This is a genomic window from Pseudomonas sp. BIGb0176, assembly GCF_024810175.1.
GTDB classification, from domain to species: Bacteria; Pseudomonadota; Gammaproteobacteria; order Pseudomonadales; family Pseudomonadaceae; genus Aquipseudomonas; species Aquipseudomonas protegens.
This window is the reverse complement of the sequence record NZ_JANUEC010000006.1, coordinates 20,556-36,231: the sequence shown is the minus strand read 5'-3', so window position 1 is coordinate 36,231 and position 15,676 is coordinate 20,556. Positions and strand designations below refer to the sequence as shown.

General features: G+C 55.1%; 29 protein-coding genes. All 29 read right to left on the bottom strand.

Annotated elements, in window-relative coordinates:
* Positions 1-64: 64 nt before the first annotated feature.
* The 29 genes from bfr to rplC all read right to left on the bottom strand — a co-directional run bounded on the left by bfr (position 65) and on the right by rplC (position 15,613).
* Positions 65-529, bottom strand: coding sequence for a bacterioferritin (gene bfr / locus M2395_RS28730; RefSeq protein WP_015637228.1), 465 nt, complete (start codon positions 527-529; stop codon positions 65-67).
* 155 nt (positions 530-684) lie between these two features.
* Positions 685-2,133, bottom strand: coding sequence for a catalase (locus tag M2395_RS28725; protein WP_123431448.1), 1,449 nt, complete (start codon positions 2,131-2,133; stop codon positions 685-687).
* A 176-nt stretch (positions 2,134-2,309) separates the two neighbouring features.
* Positions 2,310-2,696 (bottom strand): 50S ribosomal protein L17, encoded by a 387-nt coding sequence (rplQ, locus tag M2395_RS28720; RefSeq protein WP_007924175.1) that lies wholly within the window; start codon positions 2,694-2,696, stop codon positions 2,310-2,312.
* Between the two features lie 42 nt (positions 2,697-2,738).
* A complete protein-coding gene (locus M2395_RS28715; protein WP_007970428.1) occupies positions 2,739-3,740 on the bottom strand; it encodes a DNA-directed RNA polymerase subunit alpha in 1,002 nt (333 codons plus the stop codon).
* Between the two features lie 22 nt (positions 3,741-3,762).
* Positions 3,763-4,383, bottom strand: coding sequence for a 30S ribosomal protein S4 (gene rpsD, locus M2395_RS28710; RefSeq protein WP_011063772.1), 621 nt, complete (start codon positions 4,381-4,383; stop codon positions 3,763-3,765).
* Positions 4,384-4,401: 18 nt separating this feature from the next.
* Positions 4,402-4,791 (bottom strand): 30S ribosomal protein S11, encoded by a 390-nt coding sequence (rpsK, locus tag M2395_RS28705; protein WP_007924177.1) that lies wholly within the window; start codon positions 4,789-4,791, stop codon positions 4,402-4,404.
* A gap of 30 nt (positions 4,792-4,821) precedes the next feature.
* Complete coding sequence (gene rpsM / locus M2395_RS28700) at positions 4,822-5,178, bottom strand: 30S ribosomal protein S13 (protein WP_003186020.1); 357 nt, start codon at positions 5,176-5,178, stop codon at positions 4,822-4,824.
* Between the two features lie 130 nt (positions 5,179-5,308).
* A complete protein-coding gene (gene rpmJ / locus M2395_RS28695) occupies positions 5,309-5,425 on the bottom strand; it encodes a 50S ribosomal protein L36 (RefSeq protein WP_002555468.1) in 117 nt (38 codons plus the stop codon).
* Positions 5,426-5,449: 24 nt separating this feature from the next.
* Entirely contained in the window at positions 5,450-6,778 is a 1,329-nt protein-coding gene (gene secY, locus M2395_RS28690; RefSeq protein ID WP_003210064.1) for a preprotein translocase subunit SecY, read from the bottom strand.
* Complete coding sequence (gene rplO, locus M2395_RS28685; RefSeq protein ID WP_007924183.1) at positions 6,779-7,213, bottom strand: 50S ribosomal protein L15; 435 nt, start codon at positions 7,211-7,213, stop codon at positions 6,779-6,781. It abuts the gene before it with no gap.
* Between the two features lie 3 nt (positions 7,214-7,216).
* The gene (gene rpmD / locus M2395_RS28680; protein WP_003176408.1) at positions 7,217-7,393 is read right to left on the bottom strand and encodes a 50S ribosomal protein L30; all 177 of its coding nucleotides are present in this window, start codon (positions 7,391-7,393) and stop codon (positions 7,217-7,219) included.
* A 2-nt stretch (positions 7,394-7,395) separates the two neighbouring features.
* Positions 7,396-7,896, bottom strand: coding sequence for a 30S ribosomal protein S5 (gene rpsE / locus M2395_RS28675; RefSeq protein WP_007924184.1), 501 nt, complete (start codon positions 7,894-7,896; stop codon positions 7,396-7,398).
* A gap of 3 nt (positions 7,897-7,899) precedes the next feature.
* Positions 7,900-8,250 (bottom strand): 50S ribosomal protein L18, encoded by a 351-nt coding sequence (rplR, locus tag M2395_RS28670; RefSeq protein ID WP_003186037.1) that lies wholly within the window; start codon positions 8,248-8,250, stop codon positions 7,900-7,902.
* A gap of 10 nt (positions 8,251-8,260) precedes the next feature.
* Positions 8,261-8,794, bottom strand: coding sequence for a 50S ribosomal protein L6 (gene rplF, locus M2395_RS28665; protein WP_007924185.1), 534 nt, complete (start codon positions 8,792-8,794; stop codon positions 8,261-8,263).
* 12 nt (positions 8,795-8,806) lie between these two features.
* Entirely contained in the window at positions 8,807-9,199 is a 393-nt protein-coding gene (gene rpsH / locus M2395_RS28660; protein WP_011063773.1) for a 30S ribosomal protein S8, read from the bottom strand.
* Between the two features lie 207 nt (positions 9,200-9,406).
* Positions 9,407-9,712 (bottom strand): 30S ribosomal protein S14, encoded by a 306-nt coding sequence (gene rpsN / locus M2395_RS28655; RefSeq protein ID WP_003228726.1) that lies wholly within the window; start codon positions 9,710-9,712, stop codon positions 9,407-9,409.
* A 13-nt stretch (positions 9,713-9,725) separates the two neighbouring features.
* On the bottom strand, positions 9,726-10,265 hold the full coding sequence (gene rplE, locus M2395_RS28650) for a 50S ribosomal protein L5 (protein ID WP_003210069.1): 540 nt from the start codon (positions 10,263-10,265) through the stop codon (positions 9,726-9,728).
* Between the two features lie 20 nt (positions 10,266-10,285).
* Positions 10,286-10,600 carry a 50S ribosomal protein L24 gene (rplX, locus tag M2395_RS28645; RefSeq protein ID WP_010443924.1) on the bottom strand — a complete coding sequence of 105 codons (315 nt, stop codon included), beginning with the start codon at positions 10,598-10,600 and terminating at the stop codon, positions 10,286-10,288.
* 11 nt (positions 10,601-10,611) lie between these two features.
* Complete coding sequence (rplN, locus tag M2395_RS28640; protein ID WP_011063774.1) at positions 10,612-10,980, bottom strand: 50S ribosomal protein L14; 369 nt, start codon at positions 10,978-10,980, stop codon at positions 10,612-10,614.
* A gap of 23 nt (positions 10,981-11,003) precedes the next feature.
* On the bottom strand, positions 11,004-11,270 hold the full coding sequence (gene rpsQ, locus M2395_RS28635; protein ID WP_003194644.1) for a 30S ribosomal protein S17: 267 nt from the start codon (positions 11,268-11,270) through the stop codon (positions 11,004-11,006).
* Between the two features lie 2 nt (positions 11,271-11,272).
* A complete protein-coding gene (gene rpmC, locus M2395_RS28630) occupies positions 11,273-11,464 on the bottom strand; it encodes a 50S ribosomal protein L29 (RefSeq protein ID WP_002555481.1) in 192 nt (63 codons plus the stop codon).
* Complete coding sequence (rplP, locus tag M2395_RS28625; protein WP_003228729.1) at positions 11,464-11,877, bottom strand: 50S ribosomal protein L16; 414 nt, start codon at positions 11,875-11,877, stop codon at positions 11,464-11,466. Before rplP ends, rpmC begins: the two co-directional genes overlap by 1 nt.
* Before the next feature lie 12 nt (positions 11,878-11,889).
* On the bottom strand, positions 11,890-12,576 hold the full coding sequence (gene rpsC / locus M2395_RS28620) for a 30S ribosomal protein S3 (protein WP_007924192.1): 687 nt from the start codon (positions 12,574-12,576) through the stop codon (positions 11,890-11,892).
* A 13-nt stretch (positions 12,577-12,589) separates the two neighbouring features.
* Positions 12,590-12,922, bottom strand: coding sequence for a 50S ribosomal protein L22 (gene rplV / locus M2395_RS28615; RefSeq protein ID WP_003103908.1), 333 nt, complete (start codon positions 12,920-12,922; stop codon positions 12,590-12,592).
* 13 nt (positions 12,923-12,935) lie between these two features.
* Complete coding sequence (gene rpsS / locus M2395_RS28610; RefSeq protein ID WP_002555486.1) at positions 12,936-13,211, bottom strand: 30S ribosomal protein S19; 276 nt, start codon at positions 13,209-13,211, stop codon at positions 12,936-12,938.
* Between the two features lie 16 nt (positions 13,212-13,227).
* Positions 13,228-14,052 carry a 50S ribosomal protein L2 gene (gene rplB, locus M2395_RS28605; RefSeq protein WP_011063775.1) on the bottom strand — a complete coding sequence of 275 codons (825 nt, stop codon included), beginning with the start codon at positions 14,050-14,052 and terminating at the stop codon, positions 13,228-13,230.
* Between the two features lie 14 nt (positions 14,053-14,066).
* Positions 14,067-14,366: a 50S ribosomal protein L23 gene (gene rplW, locus M2395_RS28600; protein ID WP_002555488.1), complete on the bottom strand. Its 300-nt coding sequence runs from the start codon at positions 14,364-14,366 to the stop codon at positions 14,067-14,069.
* A complete protein-coding gene (rplD, locus tag M2395_RS28595) occupies positions 14,363-14,965 on the bottom strand; it encodes a 50S ribosomal protein L4 (RefSeq protein ID WP_007924200.1) in 603 nt (200 codons plus the stop codon). Before rplD ends, rplW begins: the two co-directional genes overlap by 4 nt.
* Before the next feature lie 12 nt (positions 14,966-14,977).
* Complete coding sequence (gene rplC, locus M2395_RS28590) at positions 14,978-15,613, bottom strand: 50S ribosomal protein L3 (RefSeq protein ID WP_007924205.1); 636 nt, start codon at positions 15,611-15,613, stop codon at positions 14,978-14,980.
* Positions 15,614-15,676: the final 63 nt, after the last annotated feature.

The following is a 15,676-nucleotide window of genomic DNA, read 5'->3' as shown; positions in this document are numbered from 1 at the left end:
GGGGTTGCTGCGCTTCCCGCAGAAGCGAGCTTTGCTCGCGAACAGGCAGCAAAACCTAAGGCAATCAGAACTGCGATTGCAGGTAGTTCTCCAGGCCGATGGACTTGATCAGGCCCAACTGCTTCTCCAGCCAGTAGGTGTGATCTTCCTCGGTATCCGCCAGCTGGATGCGCAAGATGTCGCGGCTGACATAGTCCTTGTGCAACTCGCACAGCTCGATGCCTTTGCACAACGCGGCGCGCACCTTGTATTCCAGGCGCAGGTCGCTGGCCAGCATCTCCGGCACCGTGGTTCCGGTGTCGAGATCGTCAGGGCGCATGCGCGGACTACCTTCGAGCATCAGGATGCGGCGCATCAGGGCGTCGGCGTGTTGCGCCTCCTCTTCCATTTCATGGTTGATACGCTCATAGAGCTTGGTAAAGCCCCAGTCTTCGTACATCCGCGAGTGGATGAAATATTGGTCTCGTGCTGCCAGCTCGCCCGTCAGCAACGTGTTGAGGTAATCGATTACGTCCGGGTGACCTTGCATCGCCCTACATCTCCCTGCTTGAAAGTGGATAGTTTGAACCAAGCTGACTTGCAGGTCACTTAGAAATAGCTGAAAAAGTGAAGAATATCTGAGAAAACCAGTAGAAATAACGCAAAAACCGCCCAAATGAGGGCGGTTCTGCTTCTTATTTATACTTACTTGAGCGATACGCCCAAAGCTTTGGCGATGCCTTCGCCGTAAGCCGGGTCGGCCTTGTAGAAATGCTGCAACTGCCGATCAACCACATCAGCCGTCACTCCAGCCATGGCGCCCGCGATGTTATTGATCAGCAATGCCTTCTGCTCATCGTTCATCAGGCGGAACAACGCACCAGCGTGGCTGTAGTAGTCGGTGTCTTCACGATGATCGTAGCGGTCCGCAGCACCGCTGAGTGCCAGGGCCGGCTCGGCATAACGTGGAGCCTGCTTCGGCGCATCGCCATAGCTGTTGGGCTCGTAGTTAGGCGCCGCACCACCATTGGTACCGAAAGCCATGGAGCCGTCGCGCTGGTAGCTGTTCACCGGGCTCAATGGAGCGTTCACCGGCAACTGTTGGTGGTTGGTACCCACACGGTAGCGATGCGCGTCGGCGTATGCGAATACCCGGCCTTGCAGCATGCGGTCCGGCGAAAGACCTACCCCAGGTACCATGTTGCTAGGGCCGAATGCAGCCTGCTCGACCTCTGCAAAGTAATTCAACGGGTTGCGGTTCAGTTCCAGCTCACCCACTTCGATCAACGGGAACTCTTTCTGCGACCAGGTCTTGGTCACATCGAAGGGGTTCTCGTAATGCGCGGTGGCTTGAGCTTCGGTCATGACCTGGATACACACGCTCCATTTCGGAAACTCACCGCGCTCGATCGCATTGAACAGGTCGCGCTGGGCGTAATCAGGATCGGTACCGGCCAGGCGCGCTGCGTCAGCCGGCGCCAGGTTCTTGATGCCCTGCTTGGTCTTGTAGTGCCACTTGACCCAGTGCCGCTCACCCTTGGCGTTGATCAGGCTGTAGGTGTGGCTGCCAAAGCCATGCATGTGGCGGTAGCCGTCCGGAATACCCCGATCGGAAAACAGAATGGTTACCTGGTGCAGCGCCTCGGGCGAATGGGACCAGAAATCCCACATCATCTGGGCACTTTTCAGATTGCTCTGGGGCAAGCGCTTCTGGGTGTGAATAAAGTCGGGAAACTTCAGCGGGTCGCGAATGAAGAACACCGGGGTGTTGTTGCCTACGATGTCCCAGTTGCCTTCTTCGGTGTAGAACTTGAGGGCAAAGCCGCGTGGGTCCCGCTCGGTGTCTGCCGAACCACGCTCGCCGCCCACCGTGGAAAAACGCAGGAAGGTCGGAGTCTTCTTGCCTACCGCCTCAAACAACTTGGCGCTGGTGTACTCGGTGATATCACGAGAAACGGTGAAAGTGCCATAGGCGCCTGAACCCTTGGCGTGCACGCGACGCTCGGGAATATTCTCGCGGTTGAAATGGGCGAGCTTTTCGATCAGGTGAAAATCGTCGAGAAGCAGAGGGCCCCGGGGGCCGGCGGAACGAGAGTTCTGGTTATCAGCGACAAGAGCGCCACTTGCGGTAGTAAGAGTTTTGGTCTGGCTCATGCTCAATCTTCCTCTGTCAGTCTGTGAAACTGCCGGCTAATCGGCTGACAAAGAGTATTGACCACCAGTGTTACAACATCCAATGCATTACACATTAGCTAACGATAGAAATATCCAATATAGGCAGACACAAAAAACCGGGCGCTAGGCCCGGTTCCTTGTTTCAGACTGACGTCTTACTCAGCGGATACAGCTTCACCGCCGACAGCACGATCAACCAGTTCAACGTACGCCATAGGAGCGTTGTCGCCAGCGCGGAAACCGCACTTGAGGATGCGCAGGTAGCCACCCTCACGGGTAGCGTAGCGCTTGCCCAGGTCGTTGAAGAGCTTACCAACGATAGCTTTCGAACGAGTACGGTCGAAAGCCAGACGGCGGTTAGCCAGGCTGTCTGTCTTGGCCAAAGTGATCAGCGGCTCGGCAACGCGGCGCAGTTCTTTAGCTTTCGGCAGTGTAGTTTTGATCAGCTCGTGCTCGAACAGCGACACCGCCATGTTCTGGAACATGGCCTTGCGGTGCGAGCTGGTGCGGCTCAGGTGACGCCCACTTTTACGATGACGCATGGTTCATTCCTTACCAAACACAACGTTCGGTGATTACGACGATCAGGCAGTCGCCTTGTCGTCCTTCTTAAGACTTGCAGGCGGCCAGTTGTCGAGGCGCATGCCGAGGGACAGACCGCGGGAGGCCAGAACGTCCTTGATTTCAGTCAAGGATTTCTTGCCCAGGTTCGGAGTCTTCAACAGTTCTACTTCGGTACGCTGAATCAGGTCGCCGATGTAGTAAATGTTTTCCGCCTTAAGGCAGTTAGCCGAACGTACAGTCAGTTCCAGATCGTCAACCGGGCGAAGCAGGATCGGATCGATCTCGTCTTCCTGCTCGACTACCACTGGCTCACTGTCACCCTTGAGGTCGACGAACGCAGCCAACTGCTGTTGCAGGATGGTTGCAGCACGACGGATAGCCTCTTCAGGATCCAGAGTACCGTTGGTTTCCAGATCAATAACCAGCTTGTCCAGGTTAGTACGCTGCTCGACACGGGCGTTTTCCACCACGTATGCGATACGGCGAACCGGGCTGAACGAAGAGTCGAGCTGCAAGCGACCAATGCTGCGGCTTTCGTCTTCATCGCTCTGACGCGAGTCGGCCGGTTCATAACCACGACCACGAGCTACTACGAGCTTCATGTTCAGGGCGCCGTTAGACGCCAGGTTAGCGATTACGTGATCGGGATTAACGATCTCGACATCATGATCCAGCTGAATATCGGCAGCGGTAACCACCCCCGAACCCTTCTTCGACAAGGTCAGCGTAACTTCGTCACGGCCGTGCAGCTTGATAGCCAGACCTTTAAGGTTCAACAGGATTTCAATTACGTCTTCCTGTACACCTTCGATGGCGCTGTACTCGTGGAGCACACCGTCAATCTCGGCCTCGACTACTGCACAGCCGGGCATTGAGGACAACAGGATGCGGCGCAGCGCGTTGCCCAGGGTGTGGCCAAAACCACGCTCGAGAGGCTCGAGGGTGATCTTGGCGCGGGTTGGACTGACAACCTGCACATCAATGTGGCGGGGTGTCAGGAACTCATTTACCGAAATCTGCATGGATGCACCTATTTTCTAGCCCTTACTTGGAGTAGAGCTCGACAATCAGGCTTTCGTTGATGTCGGCGGACAGATCACTGCGAGCTGGAACGTTCTTGAAAACGCCCGACTTCTTCTCAGTGTCTACTTCTACCCATTCTACGCGGCCACGTTGAGCACACAGATCGAGAGCTTGGACAATGCGAAGTTGATTTTTTGCTTTCTCGCGAACAGCGACCACGTCACCAGCACGAACCTGGTAGGACGGAACGTTAACGGTCTGACCGTTTACGCTGATCGACTTGTGCGATACCAGCTGACGGGATTCGGCACGAGTAGAACCGAAGCCCATGCGGTACACAACGTTGTCCAGACGGCATTCGAGCAGTTGCAACAGGTTTTCGCCGGTTGCGCCCTTCTTGCCAGCTGCTTGTTTGTAGTAGCCGCTGAATTGACGCTCGAGTACGCCGTAGATACGACGAACTTTTTGCTTTTCACGCAGCTGGGTGCCGTAGTCGGATTGACGACCGCGACGCTGGCCGTGGATGCCAGGAGCTGCTTCGATGTTGCACTTGGATTCGATAGCGCGCACGCCGCTCTTCAGGAAGAGATCGGTGCCTTCGCGACGAGCCAGTTTGCATTTTGGACCAATGTAACGAGCCATTCTTTACAATCTCCTGGATTACACGCGGCGCTTCTTCGGCGGACGGCACCCGTTGTGCGGGATTGGCGTCACGTCGGTGATGCTGGCGATCTTGTAGCCACAGCCGTTCAAAGCGCGGACTGCGGATTCACGACCTGGACCTGGACCCTTGACGTTGACGTCGAGGTTTTTCAGGCCATATTCCAGCGCAGCTTGACCAGCACGCTCAGCAGCTACTTGAGCAGCGAACGGGGTGGACTTGCGAGAACCGCGGAAACCCGAACCACCGGAGGTTGCCCAGGAAAGAGCGTTACCTTGACGGTCGGTGATGGTCACGATGGTGTTGTTGAAAGACGCGTGGATGTGGGCGATGCCATCAACCACTGTCTTTTTAATCTTTTTACGAGGACGAGCAGCAGGTTTTGCCATGACTAAATTCCTGTCGATTCGCTGGTGCGATTACTTGCGGATCGGCTTACGCGGACCTTTGCGAGTACGCGCGTTGGTCTTGGTACGCTGACCGCGCACTGGAAGACCACGACGATGGCGCAGACCGCGGTAGCAGCCCAGATCCATCAAGCGTTTGATTTTCATGTTGATTTCGCGACGCAGGTCACCTTCAGTGGTGAACTTCGCCACTTCGCCACGCAGCTGTTCAATTTGCTCGTCGCTCAGATCCTTGATCTTCGCAGCTGGGTTGACCCCAGTCACCGCGCAGATTTTCTGCGCAGTAGTGCGACCAACACCATAGATGTAGGTCAGCGAGATAACAGTATGCTTGTTATCTGGAATGTTAACGCCTGCAATACGGGCCATTCAGTGGGACTCCAATTGACAGCTACCTACGCCCCGGAAGCCAAGAAATAGGGCGCGAGATAATATCGCTGTAATAACAAATAATCAACCCGGCAGCGCACTAGCTGCCGGGCTTGAAGCACAATCACACTCAGCCTTGGCGCTGTTTGTGACGCGGTTCCGCGCTGCAAATTACTCGAACAACACCTTCGCGGCGAATAATCTTGCAGTTACGGCACAGCTTTTTCACCGATGCACGAACTTTCATCACCAACTCCTCGAACCTTATGGATTAGCGCAGCATGCCGCTGCCGTAACCCTTCAGGTTGGCTTTCTTCATCAGGGATTCGTACTGGTGGGAAACGAGGTGCGATTGTACTTGCGACATAAAGTCCATAACAACCACGACCACGATCAGCAACGAGGTCCCGCCAAGGTAGAACGGAACGTTTGCAGCAACCACCAGGAACTGGGGCAACAGGCAGACGGCCGTCATATATAGAGCACCGAACATGGTCAAACGAGTCAGAACGCCATCAATGTAGCGCGCCGACTGCTCACCTGGACGGATGCCCGGAATAAAGGCACCGGACTTCTTCAGGTTTTCCGCTACGTCTTTCGGATTGAACATCAACGCCGTATAGAAGAAGCAGAAGAAAATAATCCCTGCACTAAACAGCAGAATATTCAACGGCTGACCAGGAGCGATCGACTGCGAGATGTCCTGCAACCAGCCCATACCTTCAGACTGACCGAACCAGGCACCCAACGAAGCCGGAAACAGCAAAATGCTGCTCGCGAAGATAGCAGGAATAACACCGGCCATATTCACTTTCAGCGGCAAGTGGCTGGTCTGCGCAGCAAATACCTTGCGGCCCTGCTGACGCTTGGCGTAATGAACAGCAATACGACGCTGACCACGCTCAATGAACACCACAAAACCGATAATCGCTACTGCCAGCAAACCGATCGCAACCAGGGCAAAAATGTTGATATCACCCTGACGTGCAGACTCGAAAGACTGCCCGATCGCTCTCGGAAGACCGGCGACGATACCTGCGAAAATCAACATCGAGATACCGTTGCCAACACCACGCTCAGTAATCTGCTCACCCAGCCACATCATGAACATCGCACCAGCCACAAAAGTGGATACCGCGACGAAATGGAAGCCAAAGTCACCAGTGAACGCAACACCCTGACCCGCCAAGCCAACGGACATGCCGATAGCTTGAACCAGGGCCAGGATGACAGTGCCGTAGCGGGTGTACTGGCTGATCTTGCGACGGCCAGCTTCACCTTCCTTCTTCAACTGCTCCAACTGCGGGCTGACGGCTGTCATCAACTGCATGATGATCGATGCCGAGATATACGGCATGATCCCCAGTGCAAAGATGCTCATCCGTTCCAGCGCGCCGCCGGAAAACATGTTGAACAAGCTAAGAATGGTCCCCTCATTCTGTCGAAACAGGTCCGCGAGTCGGTCAGGGTTGATACCTGGAACCGGGATGTGTGCGCCTATTCGGTAGACGATAATCGCCAAGAACAGAAAACGCAGACGAGCCCAAAGTTCAGACATACCGCCTTTGCCGAGCGCAGAGAGAGCACCTTGCTTAGCCATTTATTCCTCGAACTTGCCGCCAGCTGCTTCGATAGCCGCACGCGCACCTTTGGTGGCTGCGATACCCTTGATGGTCACAGCGCGAGTAACTTCGCCGGACAGCATGATTTTCACACGCTGAACGTTTTGGTTAATCACGTTGGCATCTTTCAGGGACTGCACGGTGACGATGTCGCCTTCCACTTTAGCCAGCTCGGACAGACGCACTTCTGCGCGATCCATGGCCTTCAGGGAAACGAAACCGAACTTCGGCAGGCGACGATGCAGCGGCTGTTGACCGCCTTCAAAGCCTGGAGCAATGGTGCCACCGGAGCGGGAAGTCTGACCTTTGTGACCACGGCCACCAGTCTTACCCAAACCACTACCGATACCACGGCCCGGACGATGCTTTTCGCGACGGGAACCCGGCGCTGGACTCAGATCATTGAGTTTCATCGATTAACCCTCGACACGCAGCATGTAGTAAGCCTTGTTGATCATCCCGCGATTCTCGGGAGTATCCTGGACTTCTACAGTGTGACCGATGCGACGCAGACCCAGACCCTTAACGCACAGTTTGTGGTTAGGGATACGGCCGGTCATGCTTTTGATCAGCGTTACTTTTACGGTAGCCATGATCAGATGATCTCCTGGACGCTTTTGCCACGCTTGGCGGCAATGGATTCAGGGGACTGCATTGCTTTCAAACCCTTGAAAGTGGCGTGAACCACGTTTACTGGGTTAGTCGAGCCGTAGCACTTGGCCAGAACGTTCTGAACGCCAGCTACCTCGAGGACAGCACGCATAGCGCCGCCAGCGATGATACCGGTACCTTCAGAAGCAGGCTGCATGTACACCTTGGAAGCGCCGTGAGCGGACTTCATTGCGTACTGCAGAGTGGTGCCGTTCAGGTCAACTTGGATCATGTTGCGGCGAGCAGCTTCCATTGCCTTCTGGATCGCAGCAGGCACTTCACGCGACTTGCCACGGCCGAAGCCAACACGGCCCTTACCATCACCAACCACGGTCAACGCGGTGAAAGTGAAGATACGGCCGCCTTTTACGGTTTTGGCTACGCGGTTAACTTGAACCAGCTTCTCGATGTAGCCTTCGTCGCGCTTTTGGTCGTTATTTGACATAACTTAGAACTCCAGCCCAGCTTCACGAGCAGCATCAGCCAGCGCCTTGACGCGGCCGTGGTACTTGAAGCCAGAGCGGTCGAAAGCCACCTGCGAGACGCCAGCGGCTTTCGCACGCGTAGCGACCAGCTGGCCAACCTTAGTGGCCGCGTCGATGTTGCCAGTGGCGCCATCACGCAGTTCTTTATCCAAAGTCGAGGCACTTGCCAGGACTTTGTTGCCGTCGGCCGAAATGACCTGGGCGTAGATGTGCTGCGAAGAGCGGAACACGCAGAGACGCACGACTTCGAGTTCGTGCATTTTCAGGCGTGCTTTGCGAGCGCGACGCAGTCGAGTAACTTTTTTGTCGGTCATTTGCTATGCCCTACTTCTTCTTGGCTTCTTTACGACGGACGACTTCGTCCGCGTAGCGCACACCTTTGCCTTTGTAAGGCTCTGGTGGACGGAAGTCGCGGATCTCAGCGGCCACTTGACCTACCAGCTGCTTATCGATGCCCTTGATCAGGATATCGGTCTGGCTAGGAGTCTCAGCGGTGATGCCTTCCGGCAGTTCGTAATCCACTGGATGCGAGAAGCCGAGGGCCAGGTTCAGCACTGTGCCTTTTGCCTGTGCCTTGTAACCAACACCGACCAGCTGGAGCTTGCGCTCGAAGCCTTGGCTTACGCCTTGGACCATGTTGTTTACCAGAGCACGAGTGGTACCGGCCATTGCGCGAGTTTGTTGGTCGCCGTTGCGAGCAGCGAAACGCAGCTCACCAGCTTCCTGAACAATTTCAACGGACGAGTGTACGTTCAGTTCGAGAGTGCCCTTGGCACCCTTCACCGAAAGCTGTTGGCCGGCGAATTTGACTTCGACACCAGCTGGCAGCTTAACGGGGTTCTTAGCGACGCGAGACATGCTTATCCCCCCTTAGAACACAGTGCAAAGAACTTCGCCGCCGACACCGGCAGCGCGCGCAGCACGATCAGTCATCACACCTTTGTTGGTGGAGACGATAGACACGCCAAGACCGCCACGTACTTTCGGCAGTTCTTCAACGGACTTGTACTGACGCAGGCCTGGACGGCTAACGCGCTTCACTTCTTCGATGACCGGACGGCCTTCGAAGTACTTCAGCTCGATGGACAGCAGAGGTTTGATTTCGCTGCTGATCTGATAACCCGCGATGTAACCTTCGTCCTTCAGGACTTTTGCTACAGCCACCTTCAGCGTGGAAGACGGCATGCTTACGACGGACTTTTCAGCCATCTGGGCATTACGGATTCGAGTTAGCATGTCCGCTAACGGGTCCTGCATACTCATGGGCTAGATGCTCCTGATACAAAAAGAATTAGCCTTGCGGCTACAACTGTCGCCGAGAAATTCCGGGCAAAAAACACGGGCTCAGGCGAGCCGGTCATTCTAGACACACCCCAGAAATGAATCAAGCCCCAAAAGGGGCTTGATTCACGTTCAAGGCCACCGGCGATCGGGATCTTGCGAGCCCGAACACCGAGACTTTGATAGCTATTACCAGCTGGCTTTAACCAGACCTGGTACGTCACCACGCATTGCAGCTTCACGCAGCTTGTTACGGCCCAGGCCGAACTTGCGGTAAACGCCGTGCGGACGACCAGTCAGGCGGCAGCGGTTACGCATGCGCGAAGCGCTTGCATCACGTGGCTGCTTCTGCAGAGCTACGGTAGCTTCCCAACGAGCTTCTGGACTTGCGTTCAGATCCACGATGATAGCTTTCAGCGCTGCACGCTTGGTGGCGTACTTGGCAACGGTGAGCTGACGCTTCAGCTCACGGTTCTTCATGCTCTTCTTGGCCATTTTCCTACTCCAATCAGTTGCGGAACGGGAATTTGAAAGCACGCAGCAGAGCGCGGCCTTCGTCATCGTTCTTAGCAGTGGTGGTCAGGGTAATGTCCAGACCGCGGAGAGCATCGATCTTGTCGTAATCGATTTCCGGGAAAATGATCTGCTCTTTAACGCCCATGCTGTAGTTGCCACGACCGTCGAAGGACTTGGCATTCAGGCCGCGGAAGTCGCGAACCCGAGGCAGGGAGATCGACAGCAGACGATCCAGGAACTCGTACATACGCTCACGGCGCAGGGTCACTTTGACGCCGATCGGCCATCCTTCGCGGACTTTGAAGCCAGCGATGGATTTACGAGCGTAGGTCACAACGACTTTCTGGCCGGTGATCTTTTCCAGGTCAGCAACAGCATGCTCGATGACTTTTTTGTCGCCGATTGCTTCGCCCAGACCCATGTTCAGGGTGATTTTGGTAACGCGCGGAACTTCCATCACGTTCGAAAGCTTAAGTTCTTCCTTAAGTTTCGGAGCGATTTCCTTCCGGTAAATCTCTTTTAGTCGTGCCATGGTCTTCTACCTAGCAGTGTTCAAGCATCAACCGCTTTTTGGGTCGACTTGAAGACACGAATTTTTTTGCCGTCTTCTACTTTGAAACCAACGCGGTCAGCCTTGTTGGTTTCGCTGTTGAAAATGGCGACGTTGGAAGCGTGCAGTGGCGCTTCTTTCTCGACGATACCGCCCTGTACGCCCGACATCGGGTTAGGCTTGGTATGACGCTTGACCAGGTTCAGGCCACCGACGACCAGACGGTCGTCAGCCAGAACCTTAAGCACCTTACCGCGCTTACCTTTGTCTTTGCCGGCGATCACGATGATCTCGTCGTCACGACGAATCTTTTGCATGTCGGATCTCCTTACAGCACTTCTGGGGCGAGCGAGACGATCTTCATGAACTTCTCGTTGCGAAGTTCACGGGTCACTGGCCCAAAGATACGGGTGCCGATCGGCTCTTGCTTGTTGTTCAACAGAACAGCAGCGTTGCCATCAAAGCGGATGATGGAGCCGTCTGCACGACGAACACCATGGCGAGTGCGGACTACAACAGCAGTCATCACTTGGCCTTTTTTCACCTTACCGCGAGGAATTGCTTCCTTGACGGTAACTTTGATGATGTCACCGATACCAGCGTAACGACGATGGGAGCCACCCAGCACCTTGATGCACATAACGCGGCGAGCGCCGCTGTTATCGGCCACATCGAGCATGGATTGAGTCTGAATCATATAATTTCTCCGACCCCTAGCCCTTAGACTTCCACAGCGCGTTCGAGAACATCAACCAGGGCCCAAGACTTGGTCTTGGCCATCGGACGAGTTTCACGAATAGTGACTTTGTCGCCGATGTGGCACTGATTGGTTTCGTCGTGCGCGTGCAGCTTAGTCGAACGCTTAACGTATTTACCGTAGATAGGGTGCTTAACGCGACGCTCGATCAGAACGGTGATGGTCTTGTCCATCTTGTCGCTGACAACACGGCCAGTCAGCGTACGGACAGTTTTTTCGGCTTCAGCCATGATTACTTACCTGCCTGCTGGTTGAGCACAGTCTTCACGCGAGCGATGTCACGCTTAACTTGCGAGAGCAGATGAGACTGCCCCAACTGGCCAGTTGCTTTCTGCATACGCAGATTGAACTGGTCGCGCAGCAGGCCGAGCAGTTGCTCGTTCAGCTGCTGTGCGGATTTTTCACGAAGTTCATTCGCTTTCATCACATCACCGTCCGTTTAACAAAGGAGGTGGCGAGCGGCAGCTTTGCAGCAGCCAGGGCGAAAGCCTCACGCGCCAGCTCTTCAGAAACACCCTCGATTTCATACAGGACTTTGCCTGGCTGAATCTGGGCTACCCAGTATTCGACGTTACCCTTACCTTTACCCATCCGAACTTCGAGAGGCTTTTTGGAAATAGGCTTGTCCGGGAATACACGGATCCAGATCTTGCCACCACGTTTTACGTGACGGGTCAGAGCACGACGCGCTGACTCGATCTGACGAGCGGTGAGACGACCACGAGCAACAGACTTCAGCGCGAACTCGCCGAAGCTGACTTTGCTACCGCGCAATGCCAGACCACGGTTGTGGCCGGTCATTTGCTTGCGGAACTTCGTACGCTTTGGTTGCAACATTTGGCGTACCCCTTACTTAGCAGCTTTTTTACGAGGCGCAGGTGCTTGCGGCTTCAGCTCTTCTTGGCGACCACCAATTACTTCGCCTTTGAAGATCCAAACCTTCACACCGATCACACCGTAAGTGGTGTGAGCTTCGTAGGTGGCATAGTCGATATCGGCACGCAGGGTGTGCAGTGGCACACGACCTTCGCGATACCATTCAGTACGTGCGATTTCAGCACCGCCGAGACGACCGCTCACTTGGATTTTGATGCCTTTGGCACCAATGCGCATGGCGTTCTGTACGGCGCGCTTCATAGCACGACGGAACATTACGCGACGCTCCAGCTGCTGAGCTACGCTCTGCGCAACCAGCATACCGTCGAGCTCCGGCTTGCGGATCTCTTCGATATTGATGTGCACAGGCACACCCATTTGCTTGGTCAGGTCCTGACGCAGCTTCTCAACATCTTCACCTTTCTTGCCGATCACGATGCCGGGGCGAGCGGTGTGGATGGTGATGCGTGCAGTTTGAGCCGGACGATGGATATCGATACGGCTTACGGACGCGCTTTTTAGTTTGTCTTGGAGATACTCACGCACATTCAGATCTGCGAGCAAATAGTCCGCATAAGTCCGACCGTCTGCGTACCAGACGGAGGTGTGCTCCTTGACGATTCCCAGGCGAATGCCAATGGGATGTACTTTCTGACCCATCTCTTCGACTCCGTTACTTGTCAGCAACCTTGACAGTGATATGGCAAGACCGCTTGACGATGCGATCAGCACGGCCTTTGGCACGTGGCATGATGCGCTTCAGCGAACGCCCTTCGTTGACGAAAACGGTGGAGACCTTCAGGTCATCAACGTCTGCGCCTTCGTTATGCTCGGCGTTGGCTACGGCCGACTCCAGCACTTTCTTCATGATCTCGGCGGCTTTCTTACTGCTGAAAGCCAACAGGTTGAGCGCTTCGCCCACCTTCTTCCCGCGGATCTGGTCGGCGACCAAGCGGGCTTTCTGGGCGGAGATTCGAGCGCCCGACAACTTAGCGGCTACTTCCATCATTCCTTACCCCTTAACGCTTGGCTTTCTTGTCAGCCACGTGCCCGCGATATGTACGGGTACCGGCGAACTCGCCCAGTTTGTGGCCGACCATGTCTTCGTTCACGAGAACTGGAACATGTTGACGACCGTTATGCACAGCAATGGTCAGACCGACCATTTGTGGCAGGATCATGGAACGGCGCGACCAGGTCTTAACTGGTTTGCGATCGTTCTTTTCCGCCGCCACTTCGATCTTCTTCAGTAGGTGAAGATCAATAAAAGGACCTTTTTTCAGAGAACGTGGCACTGTCGTATCCCTCTATTTACTTGCGACGACGGACGATCATTTTGTCGGTACGCTTATTACCACGAGTCTTCGCGCCCTTAGTCGGGAAGCCCCATGGCGATACCGGATGACGACCACCAGAGGTACGACCTTCACCACCACCATGTGGGTGGTCAACCGGGTTCATGGCAACACCACGAACGGTTGGGCGAACGCCACGCCAGCGTTTGGCACCAGCTTTACCCAGCGAACGCAGGCTGTGCTCGGAGTTCGAGACTTCGCCCAGGGTCGCGCGGCATTCAGCCAGCACTTTACGCATCTCACCAGAACGCAGACGCAGGGTCACGTAGACACCTTCACGAGCGACCAGCTGAGCCGAAGCACCAGCCGAACGAGCGATTTGCGCGCCTTTACCTGGCTTCAGTTCGATGCCGTGTACGGTGCTACCAACTGGAATGTTGCGCAGTTGCAGAGCGTTGCCCGGCTTGATCGGTGCCAGAGCACCTGCGATCAGCTGGTCGCCAGCGCTCACGCCTTTAGGGGCGATGATGTAGCGACGCTCGCCATCTGCGTACAGCAGCAGAGCGATGTGAGCAGTACGGTTTGGATCGTATTCGATACGCTCGACAGTGGCAGCGATGCCATCTTTGTCGTTGCGACGGAAGTCGACCAGACGGTAATGCTGCTTATGACCACCACCAACGTGACGAGTGGTAATGCGGCCATTGTTGTTACGACCACCAGACTTCGATTTCTTCTCGAGCAGCGGTGCGTGAGGAGCGCCTTTATGCAGCTCCTGGTTGACCACCTTGACCACAAAACGGCGGCCAGGGGAAGTCGGTTTGCATTTAACGATTGCCATGATGCACCCCTTCCTTACTCAGCACTGCTGCTGAAATCGAGATCTTGGCCTGGCTGAAGGGAGATAACTGCCTTCTTCCAGTCATTACGCTTGCCCAGACCGCGAGCGGTACGCTTGCTCTTACCCAGAACGTTCAGGGTAGTAACGCGTTCCACTTTCACGCTGAACAGGCTTTCGACGGCCTTCTTGATTTCCAGCTTGGTTGCGTCAGTAGCAACCTTGAAAACGAACTGGCCTTTCTTGTCTGCCAGAACCGTAGCCTTCTCGGAAACGTGCGGGCCAAGCAGAACTTTAAATACGCGTTCCTGGTTCATCCCAGCAGCTCCTCGAATTTCTTCACGGCCGACACAGTGATCAACACTTTGTCGTATGCGATCAGACTAACTGGATCGGAACCTTGCACGTCACGAACATCAACGTGTGGCAGGTTACGAGCAGCCAGGTACAGGTTCTGATCAACAGCGTCCGACACGATCAGAACGTCGGTCAGGCTCATGTTGTTCAGCTTGCCCAGCAGATCTTTGGTTTTCGGAGTTTCAACAGCGAAATCCTGAACCACGACCAGACGATCAGTACGCACCAGCTCAGCAAGGATGGAACGCATTGCTGCGCGATACATCTTCTTGTTCAGCTTCTGGGAGTGATCCTGAGGACGAGCTGCGAAAGTGGTACCGCCGCCACGCCAGATTGGGCTACGGATAGTACCGGCACGAGCACGGCCAGTACCTTTCTGACGCCATGGGCGCTTGCCGCCACCGGAAACGTCGGAACGGGTCTTTTGCTGCTTGCTACCTTGACGGCCGCCGGCCATGTAGGCCACGACTGCTTGGTGAACCAGCGTCTCGTTGAATTCGCCGCCAAATGTCAGTTCGGAAACTTCGATCGCTTGAGCGTCATTTACATTTAATTGCATGTCAGCTTCCCCTTAACCGCGAGCCTTGGCCGCCGGACGTACAACCAGGTTGCCGCCAGTAGCGCCAGGAACAGCACCCTTGACCAACAACAGATTGCGTTCAGCGTCGACGCGCACTACTTCCAGGGACTGCACGGTCACGCGCTCAGCGCCCATATGACCGGACATTTTTTTGCCCTTGAATACACGACCAGGAGTCTGGCACTGGCCAATAGAGCCCGGGACGCGGTGGGAAACGGAGTTACCGTGGGTGTTATCTTGACCGCGGAAATTCCAACGCTTGATGGTACCGGCGAAGCCTTTACCTTTCGACTGACCGGTAACGTCTACCAGTTGGCCAGCAGCGAAGATTTCTGCATTGATCAGATCGCCAGCTTGGTACTCGCCTTCTTCAAGACGGAATTCCCAAACGCCACGACCGGCAGCAACGTTCGCTTTAGCGAAGTGACCTGCTTGAGCAGCAGTCACGCGCGAAGCACGACGCTCACCTACAGTGACCTGCACTGCACGATAGCCATCGGTTTCTTCAGTTTTGAACTGGGTGACGCGATTCGGCTCGATCTCAATGACCGTGACCGGAATGGAGACACCTTCTTCGGTGAAAATACGGGTCATACCGCATTTACGACCGACTACACCAATAGTCATGTTGTAAACCTCATGAGTGTACGGGGCTTTCACCCGCTATGGCCGCCCATTTCAGAGCGTTAC

Coding starts and splice junctions, on each gene's coding strand:
- bfr (WP_015637228.1), bottom strand. CDS start 529: ATGCAAGGTCACCCGGACGTAATCGATTACCTCAACACGTTGCTGACG.
- M2395_RS28725 (WP_123431448.1), bottom strand. CDS start 2,133: ATGAGCCAGACCAAAACTCTTACTACCGCAAGTGGCGCTCTTGTCGCT.
- rplQ (WP_007924175.1), bottom strand. CDS start 2,696: ATGCGTCATCGTAAAAGTGGGCGTCACCTGAGCCGCACCAGCTCGCAC.
- M2395_RS28715 (WP_007970428.1), bottom strand. CDS start 3,740: ATGCAGATTTCGGTAAATGAGTTCCTGACACCCCGCCACATTGATGTG.
- rpsD (WP_011063772.1), bottom strand. CDS start 4,383: ATGGCTCGTTACATTGGTCCAAAATGCAAACTGGCTCGTCGCGAAGGC.
- rpsK (WP_007924177.1), bottom strand. CDS start 4,791: ATGGCAAAACCTGCTGCTCGTCCTCGTAAAAAGATTAAAAAGACAGTG.
- rpsM (WP_003186020.1), bottom strand. CDS start 5,178: ATGGCCCGTATTGCAGGCGTTAACATTCCAGATAACAAGCATACTGTT.
- rpmJ (WP_002555468.1), bottom strand. CDS start 5,425: ATGAAAGTTCGTGCATCGGTGAAAAAGCTGTGCCGTAACTGCAAGATT.
- secY (WP_003210064.1), bottom strand. CDS start 6,778: ATGGCTAAGCAAGGTGCTCTCTCTGCGCTCGGCAAAGGCGGTATGTCT.
- rplO (WP_007924183.1), bottom strand. CDS start 7,213: ATGAAACTCAATGATCTGAGTCCAGCGCCGGGTTCCCGTCGCGAAAAG.
- rpmD (WP_003176408.1), bottom strand. CDS start 7,393: ATGGCTACCGTAAAAGTAACGCTGATCAAAAGCATGACCGGCCGTATC.
- rpsE (WP_007924184.1), bottom strand. CDS start 7,896: ATGTCAAATAACGACCAAAAGCGCGACGAAGGCTACATCGAGAAGCTG.
- rplR (WP_003186037.1), bottom strand. CDS start 8,250: ATGACCGACAAAAAAGTTACTCGACTGCGTCGCGCTCGCAAAGCACGC.
- rplF (WP_007924185.1), bottom strand. CDS start 8,794: ATGTCTCGCGTCGCTAAGAACCCCGTTAAGCTGCCAGCTGGTGTCGAA.
- rpsH (WP_011063773.1), bottom strand. CDS start 9,199: ATGAGTATGCAGGACCCGTTAGCGGACATGCTAACTCGAATCCGTAAT.
- rpsN (WP_003228726.1), bottom strand. CDS start 9,712: ATGGCCAAGAAGAGCATGAAGAACCGTGAGCTGAAGCGTCAGCTCACC.
- rplE (WP_003210069.1), bottom strand. CDS start 10,265: ATGGCACGACTAAAAGAGATTTACCGGAAGGAAATCGCTCCGAAACTT.
- rplX (WP_010443924.1), bottom strand. CDS start 10,600: ATGCAAAAGATTCGTCGTGACGACGAGATCATCGTGATCGCCGGCAAA.
- rplN (WP_011063774.1), bottom strand. CDS start 10,980: ATGATTCAGACTCAATCCATGCTCGATGTGGCCGATAACAGCGGCGCT.
- rpsQ (WP_003194644.1), bottom strand. CDS start 11,270: ATGGCTGAAGCCGAAAAAACTGTCCGTACGCTGACTGGCCGTGTTGTC.
- rpmC (WP_002555481.1), bottom strand. CDS start 11,464: ATGAAAGCGAATGAACTTCGTGAAAAATCCGCACAGCAGCTGAACGAG.
- rplP (WP_003228729.1), bottom strand. CDS start 11,877: ATGTTGCAACCAAAGCGTACGAAGTTCCGCAAGCAAATGACCGGCCAC.
- rpsC (WP_007924192.1), bottom strand. CDS start 12,576: ATGGGTCAGAAAGTACATCCCATTGGCATTCGCCTGGGAATCGTCAAG.
- rplV (WP_003103908.1), bottom strand. CDS start 12,922: ATGGAAGTAGCCGCTAAGTTGTCGGGCGCTCGAATCTCCGCCCAGAAA.
- rplB (WP_011063775.1), bottom strand. CDS start 14,052: ATGGCAATCGTTAAATGCAAACCGACTTCCCCTGGCCGCCGTTTTGTG.
- rplW (WP_002555488.1), bottom strand. CDS start 14,366: ATGAACCAGGAACGCGTATTTAAAGTTCTGCTTGGCCCGCACGTTTCC.
- rplD (WP_007924200.1), bottom strand. CDS start 14,965: ATGCAATTAAATGTAAATGACGCTCAAGCGATCGAAGTTTCCGAACTG.
- rplC (WP_007924205.1), bottom strand. CDS start 15,613: ATGACTATTGGTGTAGTCGGTCGTAAATGCGGTATGACCCGTATTTTC.